Source organism: Streptomyces sp. NPDC023541, assembly GCF_055559995.1.
Genome location: NZ_JBVHJO010000012.1, coordinates 96590 through 117697, shown reverse-complemented (window position 1 = coordinate 117697; position 21108 = coordinate 96590). Strand labels below are relative to the sequence as shown.

Here is a 21108-nt window from a genome sequence, read left to right as displayed (position 1 = left end):
ACAACGTGGAACGACGTACGACCGAACGGCTGCTCAGGGCGCGCGCACAGGCGATCGGGGGCGGGGTCCGGCAGGACTCCGTCGCCGCCGTCCTGGACCAGGTGCTGGCCGTCCAGGCCCAGGACCTGCCCGCGGCGGAGCTCGGACTGCGGGCGCGGGCCCGCGGGCTGACGCGGGAGGCCGTGCGCCGGGCCACGGACACCGAACGCACCGCCGTGCGCGGCTGGTTCATGCGCGGCACCCTCCAGCTGGTGCCCGCCGCCGACGCCCGCTGGCTGCTGGCCCTCTTCGGCCCCGTCCACCTGGCGCTCGCCGGCCGGCGCCTGCGCGAACTGGGCCTGGGCGACTCCCTGTGCGCGCGCTCGGAGCAGCTCATCGCCGACGCGATCGCCGCGGAGGGCCCGCTGACCCGCGCCCGGCTCACCGACCGGCTCACCACCCTCGGGGTCGAGCCGAAGGGGCAGTCCGCCTTCCACCTCATCCGCCGCGCCGCCCTCGCCGGCCGCATCTGCCACGGACCGCAGCAGGGCGGCGAGGCCACCTTCGTCCTCCTCGACGACTGGCTGCCCGCCACCGGACCCCTGCCGTACACGGGGGAGGCGGCCGTACGGGAGCTCGCACGCCGCTACCGAGCGGCCCACGGACCCTCCGACGCCCTGGACTTCGTCCACTGGTCGGGGCTGAAGACCACGACGGGCAAGAACGCCTGGGCCGCCGTACGGGACACCGGCCCCGAAGCCCCGCCCGCCCCCGGCGAACCGGACGTACGGCTGCTGCCGGCCTACGACAACTACCTCGTCGGCTACCGCAGCCGGGACCTGTCGGTGCCCGCGGAGCACGAACGCCGCGTGTGGCCCGGCGGCGGACAGATCCGGGCCACCGTGGTCGTCGACGGCCTGGCCGTCGGCACCTGGTCGGGCGGCCGCCGCGGGACGCCGGTCAAGGTCGAACCCTTTCCCGGAACCGAGCCCCCGAGCCCGGCGGTGGCCGCCGGAATCGCCCGCGAGAGCGCCGACATCGCACGCTTCTCCAGCTGAGCTCATCGCATGTCTACAAGCGTTCTATAGTCCCGGAATTCATAACCGGGGTCTAACTGGGGGTCCATAGCGTCAGTGCCGTCCGACAATTCCGTACCCAATCAGAAAAGGGCGTCGACATGGCACTCGGTCGGCATTCCGATTTCAATCGCCTGTGGTTCGGGCAGACCGTCAGCAACTTCGGCGACAAGATCTCCCTTCTGGCACTGCCGACCCTCGCGGTCGTGGTGCTGGACGGCGGAGCCTTGGAGGTCGGCGTGCTCGGCGCGCTGCGCTTCCTCCCCTTCCTGCTGCTCGCCCCGATCGCCGGGCTGGTGGCCGACCGGGTCTCGAGGCGCACCGTCATGATCGTCGCCGACCTGGGCCGCTTCTTGGCCCTGGCCACGATTCCGCTGGCATTCGCGCTCGACTCCGTCAGCATGACCCACCTCTTCATCGTGGCCGGCGTCACCGGCTGCCTCACGACCTTCTTCGAGGTCTCGTACCAGTCCTGGCTGCCCCAGCTCATCGGCACCGAGAACCTCATCGAGGGCAACACCAAACTCCAGATCAGCCGCAGCGTCGCCGAGGCGGTCGGCGCGGGCGCCGGCGGCGCACTCATCCAGCTGCTCGGCGCCGCACGCGCCATCACCGCCGACGCGTTCACCTTCCTCATCTCGCTCATCGCCCTGCTGGTCATCCGCCACCGGGACGTGCGCGAGCGGACCGAGGAGCGGAAGGCCTCCGCGAAGGCGGAGATGAAGGAGGGCATGCGGACCCTCTTCGGCAACCCGGTCCTGCGCGGCCTGTTCACCGCCAACGTCGTGGTCAACCTCGGCGCGGCGATGGGCGACGCCCTCCTGATCGTCTACGCGTACAAGGTGCTGGACCTCAGCCCCGGCCAGGTCGGCGCGGCCTTCGCCGTCATGTCGGTCTTCGTCATCGTCGGCGCGGTGCTCTCCGAGGTCGTCTCCAAGAGCCTCTCGGTGGGCCGCCTCCTGGTCATCACCGCCGTCGTCCTCGGCGCCGGCTACATCCTGGTCCCGACGGGCGGCGCGGTCGGCGGCTTCGTCGGACTGATCGTGGTCCAGGCCGTCATCGGCTTCGTGTCCCCGATGTTCGACATCCACGTCCTCAGCCTCGTGCAGGGTGTCACCCCGAACGAGCAGATGGGACGCGTCAGCGGCACCGCGCTCTCCGCGGTGTACGGCGCCCTGTCCCTCGGCTACTTCGCCGGCGGCGCGCTCGGCGAGGCGATCGGCCTGACCGGCGGCCTCGCGGTGGCCGGAGCCGTCACCATCATCGGCGGCCTGACCCTGCTCAGCGGGCCGGTCGCCAAGATCAAGGAAATGCCCGGCGGGGACGACGCCGCCGAGGAGGGATCTCCGGCCGCGGACGAGACCAGGATCACCGCCTGACGGTCCCGCCCCACGGGAGCGGGTGCCCGCCGAACGGCACCCGCTCCCGACCCCCGCCTCCACCCGCACACGCGCACCCCTGCACCCCGCACCAGCACCCGCACGCCCGCGCCGCGCTCCCGCGGCGCGCCCTGTCGTACTCCCTCTCCCGAAGACGCACGGAGGCTCAAGGTGAGCGAGTCCCTCGCCGAACGCATAGCCGCACTGCCGAAGTCCCGCAGGGCACTGTTCCAGGCCCTGACGGGCCGCACCGGCGGCCGCGCCGCCGTACGGGAGGACCCCGAGCCGGCACCCCGTGACCCCGCGGACCCACCGGTGCTCTCCTTCGCGCAGCGCCGGCTCTGGTTCATCGACCAGCTCCAGCCCGGCAGCCCCGCCTACAACGTGCCGGTGGCCACCCGCATCCGCGGCCCGCTCGACGTCCCCGCCCTGCACGCCGCCCTCCAGGACATCGTGGACCGCCACGAGGTGCTGCGCACCGTCTACACCTACCAGGAGGGCGCCTCCGAGGCCCTGCCCCGCGTGGTGGACGGCTTCCGGCTGCCCCTGCCGCTGACCGAACTGCCCGACGAGGAGGCCGTCCGGCCGTTCTACGACGCGGACGCGGGCGCCCCCTTCGACCTGGCCGGCGCCGTCCCGCTGCGGGCCCGGCTCGGCCGCCTCGGAGCCGAGGACCACGTCCTCGTCCTCAACCTCCACCACATCGTCACCGACGGCTGGTCGATGCGGATCCTCTACACCGAACTGGAGCGCGCCTACGCCGCCCGCACCGGCGCCCCCGCCGACGCGAACGCCCCGCTCGCCCTGCAGTACGCCGACTTCGCCACCTGGCAGCGCCGCCGCGTGAGCGGCGACCGGCTGGAGGGCCTGACCTCCTTCTGGCGGGAGGAACTGGGCGGCGCCGCACCCGTGGACCTGCCCACCGACCGGCCCCGGCCCCCCGTCTTCGGGCACGAGGGAGCCTCCCGCTACATCGACCTGCCGCCCCACCTCATCGCCCGGCTCAGGGAGTTCGGCAAGTCCGAGGGCGCCACCCTCTACATGACGATGCTGGCCGGCTTCGCCGCCACGCTGCGCCGCTGGACGGGCCAGGAGGACATCGTCGTCGGCACCTCCGTCTCCGGCCGCGACCACCCGGCCTTCAGCGAACTCATCGGCTTCTTCGTCAACACCCTGCCGCTGCGCATCAGAACCGGCGGCGACCCCGGCTTCGCCGAGCTGGTCCGCGCCACCCGCCACACCACCCTGCAGGCGTACGCGCACCAGGAACTGCCCTTCGACCTCATCGTCGACACGCTCGGCCTGCCCCGCGACCCGAGCCGGCCGCCGCTCACCTCCGTGATGTTCCTCCTCGACGAGACCCCGGACACGGCCCCCGGCCTGGCGGGCCTCACCACCGAGCCCATCGACTTCTCCTCGCACGCGACCAAGTACGACCTGATGATCAGCGTCCACGACACCGGCACCGCGGTCCGTGCCCTCGTGGAGTACCCCACCGCCCTGTTCGACGCCTCGACCGTGGACCGGCTGCTCGGCCACTTCCTCACCACCCTCGAAGGCGCCGTCGACCGCCCCGACGCCCCGCTGTCCGCCCTGCCGCTGCTCACCGACGCCGAGCGGCACGCCGCCCTGGACGACTGGAACGCCACCCGCGTCCCCTTCCCCCAGGACGCCTGCCTCCACCACCTCTTCGAGCAGCACGCCGACCGCCGGCCCGGCGCGCCCGCCGTGGTCCTCGGCGGAGTCGGCGGCTGGAGCGTCACCTACCGGGAGCTGGAGGAGCGCGCCAACCGGCTCGCGCACCGGCTCGCCGAAGCCGGGGCCGGCCCCGGCCGGACCGTGGCGCTGTGCCTGCGCCGCGGCCCCGGCCTGGTCACCGCGATCCTCGCCGTCCTCAAGTCCGGCGGGGCCTACGTACCCCTCGACCCCGACTACCCCGCAGAGCGCCTCGCCCTGCTGCTGAAGGACGCCGCGCCGCCCATCGTCGTCTCCGACGCGGAGCTCATCGGCCGGCTGCCCGTCCCCGCCGGTACAGCGCAGGTGCTCCTGGACACCGACCGGGCCGCGCTCGCCGAGCTCCCCGCGACCCGGCCCGACGTCCCCGTCACCGCCCGGGACCTCGCCTACGTCATCTTCACCTCGGGCTCCACCGGCACCCCCAAGGGGATAGCCCTGGAGCACCGCGGCGTGGTCAACAACATCCTCGACCTCAACCACTCGTACGGCATCGGCCCCGACGACTCGGTCCTCGCCCTGTCCTCGCCCAGCTTCGACATGAGCGTCTACGAAACCCTCGGCATCCTGGCGGCGGGCGGCACGCTCGTCCTGCCCGACCCGGCCGCCGCCAAGGACCCGGCCCACTGGGCCGACCTCGTCGAGCGGCACGGCGTCACCGTCTGGAACTCCGCCCCCGCCCTCCTCGGCCTCCTCGTCGACCAGCTCGAACACGCCGGCGGCCCCCGACTGCCGAAGCTGCGCACCGCGTTCCTCGGCGGCGACTGGATCCCCGTCACCCAGCCCGACCGGATCCGCGCCTTCGCGCCGGAGCTGTCCTTCGTGGCACTCGGCGGGGCGACCGAGGCGTCCATCCACTCGGTGGAGTACCGGGTCGGCCGGGTCGATCCGCGGTGGACGAAGCTCCCCTACGGCCGCCCCATGGCCAACCAGCGCACCTACGTCCTCGACCCGCACGACCGGCTCGTCCCCGTCGGCGTGCCCGGCGAACTCCACCTCGGCGGCGTCGGACTGGCCCGCGGCTACCTCAACCGGCCCGAGCTCACCGAGGAGAAGTTCGTCCACGTCGAACTGGAACCCGGCCGCACCGAACGCCTCTACCGCACCGGCGACCTGGCCCGCTACGGCACGGACGGCACCATCGAACTCCTCGGCCGCACCGACTTCCGGATCAAGCTCAACGGGCTCCGCATCGAACCGGGCGAGGTGGAGAGCGCGCTGCGGGGCCGCCCCGGCGTCCGCGAAGCCGTCGTCGCCGCCCGCCGCACCACCGCCGGCTCCGACCGCCTCGTCGGATACGTCGTCCCCGAGGACGGCGCCGGCCTCGACACCGCCGCCCTGCGGACCGCGCTCGGCGCGGTCCTGCCCCCGCACTGCGTCCCCGCCGAACTGGTGCTGCTGGAGCGGCTGCCGCTCAGCCCCAACGGCAAGGTGGACCGCGGCGCCCTGCCCGACCCGCGCCCCGCCGCCCCCGACCGGCCCGCCGCCGCGCCGGCGGACGGCGACCCCGTCGCCCTGCGCATCGCCGCCGTCTGGGCCGAGGTGCTCGGCGTGGCCGAGGTGGCCCCCGACGAGGACTTCTTCGCCCTGGGCGGGGACTCCTTCGCCGCCGTGCGCGCCGTACGGGCCGTCGCCGCCGCCCTGCCCGACGGCGGTGCCGCCGCCCTGCGCGTGGTCGACCTCTTCAGCAACCCGACCCCGTCAGGCCTCGCCGCCCGTACCGCCGAACTCGGCGCAGCCGGCACAGGGGCGCACCGCCTGCTGCACCGGCTCACCCCCGAACGCCCGCCCGGCGCCACCGCCCTGACCCTGGTCTGCTTCCCCCACGGCGGCGGCGACGCCATCGCCTACCAGCCGCTCGCGGCCCAGCTCGCGCCGCACATCGAGCTGCTGGCCGTCTCCCCGCCCGGACACGACCCGCTGCGCCCCGGCCCGATGCTGCCGGTACCCGAGTTCGCGGAACTCGCCGCGGAGGAGATCGCCCGCACCGTACGGGGTCCGTACGCGGTCTACGGCCACTGCGCCGGAGTCGTCACCGCGCTGGAGACCACCCACGTCCTCGAACGCCTCGGGCAGCGCCCGATCGCCCTGGACCTCGCCGCGGCCCTCCCCGAGGAGGACCCGGAGTACGCCTTGGAGATGGAACGCGTCTCCGGTGACGACGACCTCGTCGCCTACCTGACCACCATGGACGGCTTCGACGGCGTCCTCGACGAGCGCGACCTCACCGCGGTCCTGCGGATGGTGCGGCACGACATGACCGAGGCCGCCCGCTTCTTCGCCCGCACCCCTGCCGGCTACGACCGGCCCCTGGCCACCCCGCTCACCTGCATCATCGGCGACGCCGACGACGCCACCGACGGCTACGAGGACGGCTACCGCGCCTGGGGCCGCTACGCGGCCGACGTGCGGCTCGCCGTGATCCCCGGTGGCCGCCACTACTTCGCCAAGCACCTCCCCGACCGGCTCGCCGCCCTGCTCGCCGACCTGCACCGCAACGGAGGAAACCATGTCTGATCTCGCCGAACGGCTCGGCCGCCTGCCCCAGGGACAGCGCTCCCGGCTGCTGGGCAGGATGCGCAACCAGATGACGGCCGGCGTGGGCCGCCGCGTCGAACTGAAGCGCGCCGACCACGGACCGCGCTCCCGCTCCTCCTTCCAGCAGGAGCAGATGTGGTTCGTCGACAAGCTCGGCGCCGGCAAGGCGCGCAACAACATAGCCCTCTCCATAACCCTCGGCGGTCCGCTCGACCGGGCCGCCCTGCACGAGGCGCTCAACGCCGTCGTCGCCCGCCACCAGGTGCTCCACAGCAAACTGGTCGAGATCGACGGGGTCCCCTGGCAGGAACCGGTCCCCTCCTTCGTCCTCGGCGTCCAGAGCACCGACCTCTCCGGCAGCGAGGACGCCGAGCGCGAACTCGCCGAGCTGACGGCCGGTTGCGCCGCCGCCCCCTTCGACCTGGCCGCCGCCCCGCCCGTCCGCGCCCACCTCGTACGCCTCGCCGCGGACCGGCACGTCCTGCTCTGGGTCGTCCACCACATCGCCTGGGACCCGGGCTCCACCCGCATCTTCACCGAGGAGCTGACCACCAGCTACGCCGCGGCCGCCGCGGGCAAGCGCCCCGAAGCCCCGAGACTCGCCGTCGAGTACGCGGACTTCGCGGCCTGGCAGCGGGCCAAGCTGGAGAACGACGAGCACGGCCGGGCGCTCGCCGCCAAATGGCGCCAGATCCTCGCCGGCGCCGTCGCCACCGAGGTCATGCCCGACCACCCGCGCGGTCCCGAGACGAAGGGCGACGGCCGCGGCCTGAAACTGACCCTCGACCAGAAGCTGCTGGACCGGCTCACCGATCTCGCCGATGCCAACAGCACCACCGTCTTCACCACCCTGCTGGCCGCCTTCAACGCGCTGCTGCGGCACTGGACCCGCACCGAGGACGTCGTCGTCGGCACCGCCAGCGCCTCCCGCCCGCACCCGGACCTGGAACAGGTCATCGGCTGCTTCGTCCAGATGATCACCCTGCGGACCGAGGTCACCGACGGGCTCACCTTCCGCGAGCTGGTCACCCGCACCGCGGCCTCCGTGATGGACTCCTTCACCAGCAGCGAACTGCCCTTCGAACAGGTCGTCGAGGCCGTCCGCCCGGTCCGCGACCCGCTGCGCCACCCGCTCTTCCAGATCGAGTTCACCTCGCTCGGCCGCTGGGGCACCCACCGGGCGCAGGCCGCGGACGTCGAGTTCGCCATGGACCAACTGCACGACGGCGCGGCCAAATTCGACATGAGCTTCCTCGTCGGCGAGAACGACGGCCTGGAACTCTCCCTCGAATACAACACCTCCCTCTACCGGCACGGCACGGCCAGTGCCCTCCTCGCCGCCTTCCGGCAGGTCCTGGAGCAGGTCGCCGAGAACCCCGACCTCCGGGTCGGCGACATCAGCCTGGTCGAGGAGCCGGCCGCCTCCCGGCACGCCCGCGAGCTGTCCCGCGGCGGCCCCGTCGACGAAGCGGCCTGGACCACCACCCTGGACCGCGCCTTCCGCGAGCGGGCCACCATCCACCCCGACGCCGTCGCCGTCCGGCACGGCGCCACGCGGCTGGACTACGCCGCCCTCGACCGCTGGTCCGAGGCCATCGCCCACCGGCTGCGCGACCGGGGTGTCGCGCACGGGGACCCCGTCGCCGTGTGCGTGGCCCGCGGCCCCGCCGCCGTCGCAGGCGTCCTAGGCGTCCTCAAGGCGGGCGCCCACTACATCCCGGTCGACCCGGCCGCCCCGGCCGAGCGGACCCGAACCGTCCTGGCCGACGCCAAGGTCCGCCACGCCCTCGTCGACGAGAGCGCGCAACTGCCCGTTCCCCTGGAACTCGTCAACACCGGGACCGCGGCCCCCGTCCGGGAGGTCCCCTCCCTCGCCCTCAGCTCCACCCCCGCCGACCTGGCCTACGTGCTCTACACCTCCGGCAGCAGCGGGACCCCCAAGGGCGTCATGATCGAGCACCGCTCGGTCACGCACTTCTCCCGCACGATCGCCAAGGCATACGAGATCAAGGCCGAGGACCGGGTCCTGCAGTTCGCCCCCCTCACCTTCGACGTCTCCGTCTTCGAAATCTTCACCACCCTGCTCGCCGGCGGCTCGCTCGTCATCGCCACCGACGACGAACGCCGCGACCCCGCCCTGCTCCAGGCGCGGATGCGCGAGGAAGCCGTCACCGTCGCCGAACTCCCGCCCGCCCTCCTGCCGCTCCTGGACCAGGCGGCCCTGCCCGACCTGCGCCTGGTCTCGGTGGGCGGCGAGGCCTTCCCCGGCCGTCTCGTCGCCGAATGGACCGCGGGGGAGCGGCGGTTCGTCAACGGCTACGGTCCCACCGAGGCGACCGTCGCCGTCACGCTGATGGACTGCACCGGCAGCTACGACCGCAACCCGCCGATCGGCCGCCCCATGCCGGGCCACCAGGCCTTCGTGCTCGACGAGCGGCTGCGGCCGGTTCCGCCCGGCGTCCCCGGCGAACTCTGCGTGGCCGGCCCCGGCGTGGCCCGCGGCTACCTGGGCCGCCCCGACCTGACCGCCGAACGCTTCGCGGACAACCCCTACGCCGACGGCCCCGAGACCGCCCGTCTCTACCGCACCGGCGACCTGGTCCGCTGGCTGCCCGGCGGCAACCTGGACTTCCTCGGCCGCACCGACCGCCAGCTCAAGGTACGCGGCCACCGCATCGAGCCCGGCGAGGTCGAGGCCGTCCTGACCGGGCACCCCTCCGTGCAGCAGGCCGTCGTGGTGGCCCAGCCCGCCGCCGGCGGCGAGCGCATGCTGGCCGCCTACGTCACCGTCGAGCAGGTGGGCTCCTACGCCTCGGAGGTCGCCGACGCCGAGGGCCTGCGCGCCTACACGGCCGTCCGGCTCCCCGGCTACATGGTCCCGGTGGTCGTCGTCCTGGACGAGCTGCCGCTCACGCCGCACGGCAAGGTCGACACCGCCGCCCTGCCCCTGCCCGCGGAGCAGTCGGCGCAGGGCGGCACCCCGCCGCGCGACGCCATCGAGGAGCAGATCTGCCGCGACATCCTCACCCCGCTCCTGGAATGGCAGAACCCCGACGTCGAAGGTGACTTCTTCGCCCTGGGCGGCAGCTCCCTCCAGGCCACCATCGTGGTCTCCCGGGTCCGGGCCCTCTTCGGCATCGACATCGCCCTCGCCGACTTCTTCGGCCACCCGACCGTCTCCGGCCTCGCCGAACTCGTCCGCGCCGCGAAGGCCGAGGCCGCCGGCGAACAGGACCGGCTGCTCGCGGTCTTCGAGCAGATCGAGAACATGAGCGACGAAGAGGCCGCCGCCCTCCTCGGCTCCCTCCAGCAGCCGGAGGGACCCTGATGGCCGGACCGGCCGGGATGGAAGGAGCGCTCGCCGCGCTTCCCGAGGGCAAGCGCGAACTCGCCCGCCTGATGCTGGCCGCCCGTCGGCCCGTACCCGCCCACCCGGCCCCGCGCTCCGGCGCGGGGCCGGTCCCGCCGACCGCCCTCCAGACCCGGCTGTGGCGCCGGGAGCGCACCCATCCGGCCGTCGCCACCGGCTCCCACGCGCTCCGGCTGACCGGCCCCCTCGACGCCCGGCGGCTGGACGGGGCCCTCACGGGGGTGCTGCGCCGCCACGAGGCGCTGCGCACCCGGCTGGCCCGGTCCACCGCCGACCAGCCGCGGCTGCACGTGGACGGGGAACCGGTCCTGCGGCTCACCCGGGCCGACCTCTCGGGCTTCACCCCGCAGGCCGCCGCCGAGCGGGTCGCCCTGCAGATCACCGAGAGCGCCTCCACCGTCCTGGACCTGGAGAGCGGCCGCACCAGCGCCTTCCGGCTGCTGAGGACCGCGCCCGACGAGCACGTCCTGATCCTCGCCTCCCACCTCGCGGTCTTCGACGGCTGGTCCTCGGGGGTCTTCCTCGCGGACCTCGCCGCCGGCTACCGAGAGGGCCCGGAGTCCCTCACACCGCCCGAACTCCAGTTCCCCGACTACGCCGACTGGCAGCACCGCTGGCTCTCCGGACCGGACGGCACCGCCGAACTCACCCGCCGCCGGGCGGTGTTCGCGGCGGACCCGCCCGCACCCCGGATCCCGGGCGGCTTCGAACGCGGGCACCTGCCCGTACGGCTGGCCCGCGGTCCCGTCGGCGCCGGGCTGGAGCTGGGCGCGGCCGAAGGCGCCACCCCGTTCATGACCCTGCTCGCCGCGCTCGCCGTCGTACTGGCCCGCAGGGACGGCCGTACCTCCGTGGTGATCGGCACCCCGGCCGCCGGCCGGTTCGCCGCACCGCTCGAAGGCGCCGTCGGGCAGTACACCACCGTCGTGCCGATCCGGCTCGACCTCGCGGGCGGGCCCTCCTTCCGCGAGCTCCTGCACCGCACCCGCACCGCGGTGGCCGAAGCCCTGGCCCACCAGCGCCTGCCCGTGGACGTGCTGTTCGGCGACGGCACGCCCCCGCCGTACAACGTCCTGTTCGCCCTGCACAACTACCCGGCCGTACCGCTGGACCTGCCGGGCGTCGAGGTCGGCCAGCTGCCCGGGCCGCCCGCACGCCACCTGGAGCTCTACAGCCCCGACCCGGCCGCCGCCCTCGCCTGCGTGGGCCTGGTGGAGCGGGACGGCGAGATCGGCGGCACCGCCGAGTACAACCGGCACGCGGCCACGCCCGAGGACGTGCGGGGCCTGCTCACCGGGATCGAGGAGGTACTGGACCGGGCCGTCGCCGCGCCCGCCTCCCCGGTCACCACCGCCCGGCACTGAGCGGGGCCGGGGCCCGCGGGCCCCGGCCCCCTCCTCAATCCCCACCCGGACCCACCCAGACCCGCCTAGGGAGTTGCCCGTGCTCACCACCGAGTTCTACCGCGCGCCCGCGGACTGCGGGCTCGTACGGAGCGGGGCCGGCGTGCCCCGCACCCCCATGCGGGCCCTGCGCGAGGACATCCACGACATCCTGGTGTCCGCCCCCGTCGCCGAAGCCCGGCGCACCCGGGACCCCCGGCCCATCCACCGGGCCCTGGGCGAGAGGGGCCTCCTCGCACCCCAGTGGCCCGAGGAGTACGGAGGCCGCGGCGTCAGCCAGGTCGCGGCCGCCGTACTGGTCGAGGAACTCGCCATGCACGACGTCCCCGACCTGCTGCACACGCTCACCGTGCAGATCGTCGGCTCCACCCTGCTCAACGTCGCGAGCCCGCAGATGAAGGCGCGCCACCTGCCGGGTTTCGCCGACGGCACGTCCTTCGGCTGCGTGCTCTTCAGCGAACCGCAGGCCGGCTCCGATCTCAACATCCTCTCCACCCGCGCCGTCTCCGACGGCAAGGGCGGCTACAAGCTCTACGGCACCAAGGTCCACTCCCTCTTCGCCCGCTTCGCGGACTACGGGCTGTGCCTGGCCCGCGGCGAGGACGACGCCTTCAGCCTCTTCCTGGTGCCCCTGGCCCAGCCCGGCGTCACGATCCGGCAGATCCCGGGCATCGGTGACGACGCCTTCCACGAGGTCGCCCTCGACGGCGTGGCCGTCACCGCCGACGACGTCGTCGGCGGCATCGGCCAGGGCTGGGCGATCGTCGTCAAGACACTGGCCTTCGAACGCACCGGCCTCGACTACTACGTCAAGGCACTGCGCTGGTACCGGGCCGCGGTCGAACGGCTGGAGGCCCACACCGACCGGCTGGAGGCCGGCCAGCACGACCAGATCGGCCTGGCCAAGCTCAACGCCCGGCTGCTCGCGGCGGGCACCCTGGTCCGCCGCGTCCTCACCCGCCTCGACCGGGGCGAGCTCAACGAGGACGAGGCCGCCGCCGCGAAGTGGTACACCACCGAACTCGCCGCGGAGGTGGCCTGGTGGGCCGCCGAACTCGACGGCGACACCAGCATGACCCTCGACGACCCGGAGGTCGACGGGGTGGCACACCCACTCGATTCGGCGATGCGCGAAGCCCCGGGGATGCGGATATCCGGCGGCACCGCCGAAATGATGCTGGAGACGCTGGCCCGGCTGCGTCTCGACTCAGGGGCGGAGGTACGGCCATGACGACCCAGGCGGTCAACGGGAGCGGTACGGGCGGGGCGGCCGGCGCGGCGCCCGAGCGGTGGCGGGAGCGGGAGGACGAGGACTCGCTCTTCCGGCAGCTCCGGCTCACCGTGCGGCAGGGCCTGGAGGTCGACGGGGACACCCCCGAGGGCGCCTGGGAGGCGCTCACCCAGGTCGGAGCCTGGGAGTTCGCCCTCCCCATCGAGAAGGAGGGCCTCGACCTCGGCCAGGCCGTCCTCGCCATGGTCTGCGAGGAGGCCGGCAACGCGATGCAGCCCGTCCCACTGGCCGACACCCTCCTCGCGCTCGACGTGCTCTCCGGCCTCGGCCCCCTCGCCCCCGAGGGCACCGACGACCGGCTCGACCGGGTGCGCGCCGGGGAGCTCCAGCTTGCCGTCCCCGGCCGGCTGCCCGACCCGCGCGGCGCCGTACCGCCGGGCATCGCCTGGAAACCGGACGGTGACGGCGGGGGCGTCGTACTCACCGGCACGTCCGGCCCGTTCGCCGCCGGCGTCGGGCCGGACGCCCTGCTGGTGCTGGCGAGCGGCCCCGACGGCCCCTGCGTAGCCCTCGTCGACCTCCCCACGGCGGGCGTCACCGTACGCCCGCTGCGCGACCACGGCGGGGGAGCCGTCGCCGGAGCCGTCTTCGACGAGGCACGGATCCCGGACGGATCGGTGCTGCTGCGCGGTGTCGCCGCCGAACACGCCCTCGCCCGCGTCGGCCTGCGCGCCGCCGTCCACCAGGCGTCGCTGCTGGCCGGCATCACCGCGGCCGCCCTGACCGCCGTCGTCTCCCGGATCCGAGGACGGCAGCAGTTCGGCCAGGCCCTGGTCAAGCACCAGGGGCCCCGGCTGAGGGTGGCCGGGCTCCTGGCCCGGCTCGACGCCGTCCGCTGGGCCGTCGGCGACGCCGCCCGCGACCTCGACGAGGGACGGCTCACCCCGGGGGAGGCCGCCGGTCTGATCGCCCTCACGGCGGAGACCACCCTCGACGTGACACGTGACGCGGTGCACCTGCACGGCGCCTCCGGTCTCGTACGGGACGGCCTGGTGGCCGGCTGCTACCGGCGCGCGGCATGGGAGGCACTGCGCTGCGGGCGTCCCGCCCAGCTGTGGGACACCGCGGCGCACACCCCCTGAGCCGCCCACCGACGTGGGAAGGGGCCCCCGCACTGCGGGAGCCCCTTCCCCGGGGTACCGGTACCGGCGCTGACGGTCAGACCAGGTCGCGGCGCACGATCCAGCGGTGCCGCTTGTCGCTCTTCGCCTCGGTGCGCTGGATCCGGCGGAAGCCCGCCCGCTCGAACATGTCCATCGTCCCGACGTAGGCGAGGGTCGGGTTCACCCGGCCGCCCTCGGGATCCACCGGATAGCCCTCGACGGCGGGCGCGCCGTTCGCCCGCGCGTGCTCGACGGCCCCCTCCAGCAGACCCGAGGCGACCCCCTTACCGCGGAACTCCTTGCGCACGACGAAACACGTCACCGACCACACGGGCACGTCGTCCACCGGTGTGATCGTCTTCGAGGAGGTGAGCCGGTCCAGCTGGCGGCGCGGCGCCACGTTGCACCAGCCGGCCACCTCGCCGTCCAGGAACCCGAGGACCCCCGGCGGCGGGTCGGCCTTCTCCGTGAGGGTGCGAAGGTGCTCGCCCCGCTCCTGCGCGGTCATCCGCCCGTAGTCGCCGGTGGTCAGCCGCCACGCCATGCACCAGCACGTGTGCGCGCTCTTCTTCGGCTGGAGCACCCGGCGGACGTCGTCCCACAGATCCGCCGTGGCGGGCCGGACTTCTAAACTCATGCTGCTACTTCGCTCTCTTCCGCTTCTTGCGTACGTCCCGCGGGCGCGCTCTCACGCGCTCCGGCGACGACATCGGTCATAACGGCGGCCAGCACCTCGAGGGCGCGCCGACACGCCTTGCGTCCTGCGTCCAGATGGGTGACCAGCCGGACGGTGTCCGGGTCCGGGGCGGTCACCAGCACTCCTTCCTGCGCGGCCCGCACGACGACCTCGTCGGCGCCCGGCACCCCGACGAGGACGATGTTGGTCTCGGGCGGGCGCACGGGGAACCCCGCGTCCCGCAGCCCCGCCGCCAGCAGCGCGGCGTGCTCGTGGTCCTCGGCGATCCGCTCCACGTGGTGGTCCAGGGCGTACAGCCCCGCAGCGGCCAGGATGCCCGACTGCCGCATGCCGCCGCCCAGCCCGTGCCGCAACTTCCTCGCCCGCGACAGGTGTTCGGCGCGGAGCAGCAGCACCGAACCGACCGGCGCCCCCAACCCCTTCGACAGGCACACGGACAGCGAATCGGCCGTCTCCCCGTACCGCGCGGCCGGCGTCCCGGTCGCGGCCATCGCGTTCCAGATCCGGGCGCCGTCCATGTGGACCGCCACGCCCGCGCCGGCCGTCAGCTCGCGCACCGCCCGCAGCGTCCGGAGCGGATGGACCGTGCCGCCGGCCCGGGTGTGGGTCTGCTCCACCTCCACCGCGCGCGTGCCCAGGGTGTAGGCGTTCCCCCGCCGGATCACCCCCGCCAGCACGGCCGGGGTGATCACCCCCTGCTCGGCCGTCACCGTACGGGTCTGGATCCCGCCGTAGCGGGCCGGGGAGGCCTCCTCGTGGGCCAGGACGTGCGCCTCGGCGTCGCACACCAGCTCCTCGCCGGGAGCGACGAGGAGCTGGAGCGCGATCTGGTTGGCCATCACCCCGGACGGCGTGAACAGCGCCGCCGGGAAGCCGAAGAGCCCGGCGAGGCGCTCCTCCAGGGCGCGGACGGTCGGATCCTCCCCGAAGAGGTCGTCGCCGACCTCCGCGCCGGCCATCGCGGCCCGCATCCCGGGACCCGGCCGGGTCACCGTGTCGCTGCGCAGATCGGCAATGCCGCAACCACCTGTGGTCATGACGGATCGTCAACTCCTCGTTCGCGGGGCGGTGGGGTGAGCTCACGGGCCGCCATCCAGTCCAGCAGCGGCCGTACCAGCAGCCAGGTCTCCCGTACGAGTTCCCCGGCACGCGCCGTGTGCAGGCCCTCGGCCGGACCGAAGCGGCGCCCCGCGTCGATCTTGCGGTGGCGCAGCAGGTCCAGCCGGGGATGGTCCGCGGACACTCCCCGCGGCCGGGACTTGAGCCGGTCACCGCCGAGGACGAAGCCCGCCTGCGCCAGCCGGCCCGTGATGAGCGCCAGCTCCGTGCCGCCGTCCTCCTCCTCGACGGCGGCACGGTAGCGGGCGACCTCGGCCCCGGCGTACGGGTACCAGCGGCCGGAGGCGTACAGCCCGTCCCGGTCCAGGTGCACCCACAGGCCCAGACAGGGCAGCAGGTCCAGATAGGCGCCCTGGTAGGTCTTGTACGGGGACTTGTCGTGGGACATCCGGGTGTCCCGGACCGGGCCGAGCACCTGCACCCCGCCCGGCCCGGCCCACTCCTCGAAGAACGTGCCCAGTTCAGCGGCCAGCTCGTCCATCGGCGCACGCACGTCACGCTCGTACCGCTCGCGGTGGCGCAGCCGCCACGCCTCCTTGCTGTTGTCGGCCGCGAGGTCCTCGTACAGGCGCAGTGCCGAGGGCGGGAAGCCGCTGAAGGTCACGGCAGGTACCCCGGCAGGGGGTGGGCGGCGCACAGCTCGGACACCCGGGCGCGGACCCGGTCGCGCAGCGCGTCCGGCAGCACCCCGCCGGGCGCGGCGAGCGCCGCGAGGACGTCCGCGACCAGGTCGGCGCATTCGGCGGCCACCGTCCGGTCCATCCCGCGGGCGGCCAGCGTGTTGGTCCCCAACCGCAAGCCCCCCGTCACCCGGACCGGTGTGGTGTCCCCGGGGACGCGGTTGCGGTTGACGACGATCCCGCAGGACTCCAGCGCCTCCTCGGCGACGTCCCCGGTGACGCCGGTGCCCCGCAGGTCGAGCAGCACCATGTGGGTGTCCGTACCGCCGGTGACCAGCCGGAAGCCCCGGTCCAGGAGCCGCTCGGCGATGGCCTGCGCGCCGTCGGCCAGCCGCTTGGCGACCTCGGCGAAGTCCGGGCTGGCCACGAAGTCCAGCGCGCGGGCCTTGGCCGCCACCGACGCCAGGTCGGGGGTGCCCTGGGTGAAGGGGAACACCGCCCGGCGCAGCGTCGCGGCCAGGGTGCCGCGCTCGGGGCCCGCCCTGCGGGCCTCGCGGCCCAGCAGGATCAGCCCGCCGCGCGGCCCGTACAGCTGCTTGTAGGTGCTGGTGGTGGTGACGTGGGCGTGGTCGACCGGGCTCTGGTGGAGGCCGGCCGCGACCAGTCCCGCGATGTGCGAGATGTCGGCCAGGAGATAGGCGTTGGCCTCGTCCGCGATCTCCCGGAACCGGGCGAAGTCGATGCTGCGGGGATACGCGCTCGCCCCGCACACGATCAGCTTCGGCCGGTGCTCCAGGGCCAGTTCGCGGATCTGGTCGTAGTCGAGCAGCCCCTCCGGCGTCACCCGGTAGCCGTGGGCGCGGTAGTACCGGCCCGTCACCGAGGCGGGGGAGCCGTGGGTGAGGTGGCCGCCGCAGTCCAGGTCGAGGCCGAGCAGGCTGTCGCCCGGGCTCAGCAGCGCCGTGATCACGGCGAGGTTCGCGGACGACCCGGAGTGCGGCTGCACGATCGCGTCCTGCGCCCCGAAGGCCGCGCACGCCCGCTCGATCGCCAGGCGCTCGATCTCGTCGGCGACGCCGCAGCCCGCGTGGTAGCGGTTGCCGGGAAATCCCTCGGCGGTCAGGTTCCCGAGCGCACTGCCCTCGCAGGCCAGCACGGAGGGGTCCGCCACGCTGGATGCCGCGACCATCATCAGGGTGTCGCGCTGGCGCGCCGACTCCCGGGCGAGCAGGTCGTACAGGGCGGAATCGCGTTCTCTGAGGCGGGCGTTGGCGTGCGCGGCGAATTCGACCAGGTCCGGCGCGGGCGCCGGTGGGGTGCCGTCCGGAAGCCTGTCCTCGTCCAGTGGACCGGTGACGGGCGCGGGCAGGGTGAGACTCATGACTGTCCCCTCTCGGAATCGTCCGTGATGGCCGTGCTGAACCGGGCGGTGCCCTCAGCCGTTTGCATCGGCGGTGTCCGTCTCGTCGGCCTCCAGCTCGCCGAAGGCCTCCGCCGCCGCGACCGCCTGCGCGCCGTGCTGCTCGTCCGCGGCGATCTTTTCGGCCAGCTCGCGGACCACCGGGTTCTGGAACACGGTCTTGACGGGCACCGGCACCCCGAGCAGCTCCTTGAGCAGTCCCGCGAGCCGGGTCCCGCTGAGCGAATCGCCGCCCAGGGAGAAGAAGTTGTCACCGGGCGCCACCCCGTCCAGGCCGAGGATGTCGGCGACCGCCGCGCACAGCACCAGCTCCAGCGCGCTGCCCGGCCCGTCACCGCCGTCCCGCACGGCCGCGTCGTCGGCGGACTGCCGGCTCCCGGCGGAGGAGGCCAGCAGCAGCCGGTCGACCTTGCCGTTGCGGGTCAGCGGCAGCTCCTCCAGCGCGGTGATCGCGGCCGGCACCATGTAACCGGGGAGCTGGGCGGCGAGCCGCTCCAGCACCCGGTCCGCCGCGCCGGCGTCGCAGCCGGCACCGGCCACGACGAAGGCGTGCAGCCGGCGCACCCCGTGGGCGCTGGCGGGCGCCACGACCACGGCCGCCTCGACCTCGGCGTCCTGGCGCAGCACGCCCTCGATCTCGCCCAGCTCGATCCGGTGTCCCTGGATCTTCACCTGGAAGTCGTCCCGGCCCAGGATCTCGATGCTGCCGTCCGGCAGGTACCGGCCCAGGTCACCGGTCAGATAGGCGCGTTCGCCGGTCTCCGGGAGGCGTACGAAGCGGTTCGCCGTGCGCTCGGCGTCGTTCCAGTAGCCGAGCGCGAGGCCCACGTCGCTGGCCACGGCCATCTCGCCGACGACGCCGAGCGGTCGCTCGTACGCGGCCCCGTCGACGATGTAGTAGCGCTGGTTGGTGATCGGCTTGCCGTACGGGATGCTCGTCCAGGACGGGTCGACCTCGCCGATCGGCTGGAACAGCGACCAGCAGATCGTCTCGGTGGGGCCGCCCGAACCCACGACCTGGATCCGCGGACTCTGCGCCCGCAGCCGGTCCGGCAGCGTCAGCGGGATCCAGTCGCCGGAGAGCACCGACAGCCGCAGGGACTCCAGCGGCCGACCGCCCCCGCGCCGCTCGCGCACCTCGGCCTCGCCGACGAGGAGTTCCATCAGCACGGGCACGGAGTTCCACAGCGTGACCTGCTCCGCCTGCACCAGGTCCGCCCAGACGTCGGGCTCGGCGTGCTCGAACGGCGGCGGCACCACCACGGTCCCGCCCTGCGTGAGCACCCCGAAGACGTCGTAGATCGAGGCGTCGAAGTGCAGCCCCGAGATGGCCAGCAGCCGGTCCCGCGCGCCGACCTCGAAGCGCTCCGCGACGTCGCGGATCAGGTTGACCACACCGATGTGGTCGACCATCACGCCCTTGGGCTCGCCCGTCGAACCGGAGGTGAAGATCGTGTACGCGAGGTCGGCCGGGGTCTGCGCGCTGTCGGGCCGGGTGGCGGGGCCGGTCTCGAAGTCCTTGTCCACGCGGTAGCGGCGGGCCGTGGGCGGCCAGCTGATCCGGGAGTCCAGCGAGGACTGCGTGAGGATCCGGTCGACCTTGGCCTCGGCGAGCAGCCGGCGCAGCCTCTCCGGCGGCACGGAGGCGTCCAGCGGCAGGTAGGCGGCGCCGGAGGCGAGGATCCCGTACACCGCGGCGTACTGCTCCCAGCCCTTCTCCATCACCACGGCGACGAGCTCGCCCGGAGCCGCCCCGTGCTCGCGCAGCGTGTGCCCGATCCGCCAGGCGTACGAGGCCAGTTCGGCGTAGCTGAGCCGCCGGCCGGAGTCCACCACGGCCTCGGCGTCGGGCGTGAGTTCGGCCTGCCGGGCGAACAGCTCGTGCAGGGTGGTGTACGGGATCTGCCCGGCGGTGTCGTTGACCTGCCGGCGCAGCTCCCGCTCGGCCGGCGGGACCAGGTCGAAGCGCGCCGTGTGCAGGCTGTCCGGGTCGTCGGTGAGCCGCGCCAGCAGGTCCACGTACACGCCGAAGGCGGCGTCGACGAACCCGGGCGCGAACGCGCCGTCGACGAAGTCCCAGATGACGCGCAGTTCGCCGGCCAGCTCGCGCAGCTGCACGTCGAGGGTCACCTGCGGGGTCTGCGAGATCGAGTACACCTCCCGGCCCAGGTCCGTGACGGGCCGGCGCACCGGGTAGTCGAGGAGGCTGGTGACGACCACGGGCATCCCGGCCTGCGCCCCCACCCCGTGCAGGCGCGTCAGCTCCCGCAGCACGCGGACACCGTTGAAGGAGCCGTGCTCCACGTCGCGGGCGAGCTGGTCGCGCAGGGCGTGCGCACGGTCCAGGAAGGTCGCCCCCGAACCGTCTGCGGCGAGCATCACCGCGTTGGTGAAGTCGCCGAGCACGCCGGTGATGTCCGGATGCACCGCCGGGCGCTGGAAGACCGGGTAGTTGATCGTGAAGTCGGACTCCTCCGACCAGGCCCGGACCACCTCGGCGAAGGCCGCCGTGAGCAGGACCGACGGGGTCAGGCCCGCCCCGCGCGCCCGCTCGGTGAACCGCTGCCAGTCCGCGGGGGAGAGGCGGTGCTCGCGCCGGTCGAAGCGCACCTCGCCGGTGTCCCCGGCGGAGCCGCCCGTGGGCAGCGACGGGGCCGGCGGCAGGGTGGGCACGCGCTGCACCCAGTAGTCGCGGGCGGCCCGGAAGGCCTCGGTGTGCGGCAGGGCGTCGGCCCGCCAGCGGGCGTACTCGGCGAAGCCGATGCCGGGCTCGGGGAGTTCCGCGTCCGGGTCCTCGTACAGGTCGACCAGCTCGGGGAAGAGCACCTGGAACGCGCTGGAGGCGTCCAGCACCTGCAGGTCGATCCCCAGGTGCACCCGGCCGAGGTTCTCCGGACCGCCCAGCCGGATGATCCGCAGGTCGAACAGCGGCCAGCTGCCGACCGGGAAGACCACGTGGCTCATCTCCTCGCGCAGCGCGGCGAGGTGCTCCCCGGCGGCGTCGGCGGACAGGTCGGTCAGGTCCACGAGCGGTATCGCGAACGGCAGCGGGTCGGACGGCACCCACTGGGTGCCGTCCGTGCTGCCGATCGCGCGGAGCATGTCGTGCCGGGCGACCACCTTGCGCCAGGCGTTGGCGAACCGTTCGGGGTCGAGGTCCGCGCGCTCCCACTCGAAGTATCCGTAGCAGCCGATGCCGCCCATCTCGACGGCTTCGCCTCGCCCGATCATCAGTGCCTGCTGCGTCTCGGTCATCGGGAAGGACGCGGCACTGTCCGCGCGAGCGGGCAGGAGCTCGGTCATGGTCCAACTCCATTCGGTGTTACGGGCCGTTGGCTTGTGCGTGCTCGGGGTGGATACGGGCCGGGACGCCCTGCTG

12 protein-coding genes are annotated in these 21108 nt (G+C 73.9%); 7 read left to right on the top strand and 5 right to left on the bottom strand.

Annotation, left to right across the window (positions count from 1 at the left end):
* The first annotated feature begins 5 nt into the window (after positions 1-5).
* The 7 genes from ACZ3X1_RS26990 (at position 6) to ACZ3X1_RS26960 (ending at position 13852) form a co-directional block, all read left to right on the top strand.
* A complete protein-coding gene (locus tag ACZ3X1_RS26990) occupies positions 6-1037 on the top strand; it encodes a winged helix DNA-binding domain-containing protein (RefSeq protein WP_467281253.1) in 1032 nt (343 codons plus the stop codon).
* A 119-nt stretch (positions 1038-1156) separates the two neighbouring features.
* Positions 1157-2434, top strand: coding sequence for an MFS transporter (locus ACZ3X1_RS26985; protein ID WP_356811375.1), 1278 nt, complete (start codon positions 1157-1159; stop codon positions 2432-2434).
* 171 nt (positions 2435-2605) lie between these two features.
* The gene (locus tag ACZ3X1_RS26980) at positions 2606-6685 is read left to right on the top strand and encodes a non-ribosomal peptide synthetase (RefSeq protein ID WP_467281251.1); all 4080 of its coding nucleotides are present in this window, start codon (positions 2606-2608) and stop codon (positions 6683-6685) included.
* On the top strand, positions 6678-10034 hold the full coding sequence (locus ACZ3X1_RS26975; RefSeq protein ID WP_356811373.1) for a non-ribosomal peptide synthetase: 3357 nt from the start codon (positions 6678-6680) through the stop codon (positions 10032-10034). The genes ACZ3X1_RS26980 and ACZ3X1_RS26975 overlap by 8 nt, the downstream gene beginning before the upstream one ends.
* Positions 10034-11440 carry a condensation domain-containing protein gene (locus ACZ3X1_RS26970; protein ID WP_467281248.1) on the top strand — a complete coding sequence of 469 codons (1407 nt, stop codon included), beginning with the start codon at positions 10034-10036 and terminating at the stop codon, positions 11438-11440. The genes ACZ3X1_RS26975 and ACZ3X1_RS26970 overlap by 1 nt, the downstream gene beginning before the upstream one ends.
* A 79-nt stretch (positions 11441-11519) precedes the next feature.
* Entirely contained in the window at positions 11520-12710 is a 1191-nt protein-coding gene (locus tag ACZ3X1_RS26965) for an acyl-CoA dehydrogenase family protein (protein WP_356811371.1), read from the top strand.
* Positions 12707-13852 (top strand): acyl-CoA dehydrogenase family protein, encoded by a 1146-nt coding sequence (locus ACZ3X1_RS26960; protein ID WP_356811370.1) that lies wholly within the window; start codon positions 12707-12709, stop codon positions 13850-13852. The genes ACZ3X1_RS26965 and ACZ3X1_RS26960 overlap by 4 nt, the downstream gene beginning before the upstream one ends.
* Before the next feature lie 76 nt (positions 13853-13928).
* Here the strand turns inward: ACZ3X1_RS26960 and ACZ3X1_RS26955 are convergent, their stop codons facing one another.
* The 5 genes from ACZ3X1_RS26955 to ACZ3X1_RS26935 are packed head-to-tail and all read right to left on the bottom strand — an operon-like array spanning position 13929 to position 21032.
* Positions 13929-14510, bottom strand: a complete 582-nt coding sequence (locus ACZ3X1_RS26955; RefSeq protein WP_356811369.1) for a GNAT family N-acetyltransferase — start codon at positions 14508-14510, stop codon at positions 13929-13931.
* Positions 14507-15607 (bottom strand): threonine aldolase family protein, encoded by a 1101-nt coding sequence (locus ACZ3X1_RS26950; RefSeq protein WP_467281245.1) that lies wholly within the window; start codon positions 15605-15607, stop codon positions 14507-14509. Before ACZ3X1_RS26950 ends, ACZ3X1_RS26955 begins: the two co-directional genes overlap by 4 nt.
* Complete coding sequence (locus ACZ3X1_RS26945) at positions 15604-16293, bottom strand: DUF2461 domain-containing protein (protein WP_356811367.1); 690 nt, start codon at positions 16291-16293, stop codon at positions 15604-15606. The genes ACZ3X1_RS26950 and ACZ3X1_RS26945 overlap by 4 nt, the downstream gene beginning before the upstream one ends.
* Positions 16290-17690 carry a serine hydroxymethyltransferase gene (locus ACZ3X1_RS26940; RefSeq protein ID WP_467281243.1) on the bottom strand — a complete coding sequence of 467 codons (1401 nt, stop codon included), beginning with the start codon at positions 17688-17690 and terminating at the stop codon, positions 16290-16292. The genes ACZ3X1_RS26945 and ACZ3X1_RS26940 overlap by 4 nt, the downstream gene beginning before the upstream one ends.
* Positions 17691-17744: 54 nt before the next feature.
* Entirely contained in the window at positions 17745-21032 is a 3288-nt protein-coding gene (locus ACZ3X1_RS26935) for a non-ribosomal peptide synthetase (RefSeq protein ID WP_467281241.1), read from the bottom strand.
* Positions 21033-21108 lie beyond the last annotated feature (76 nt).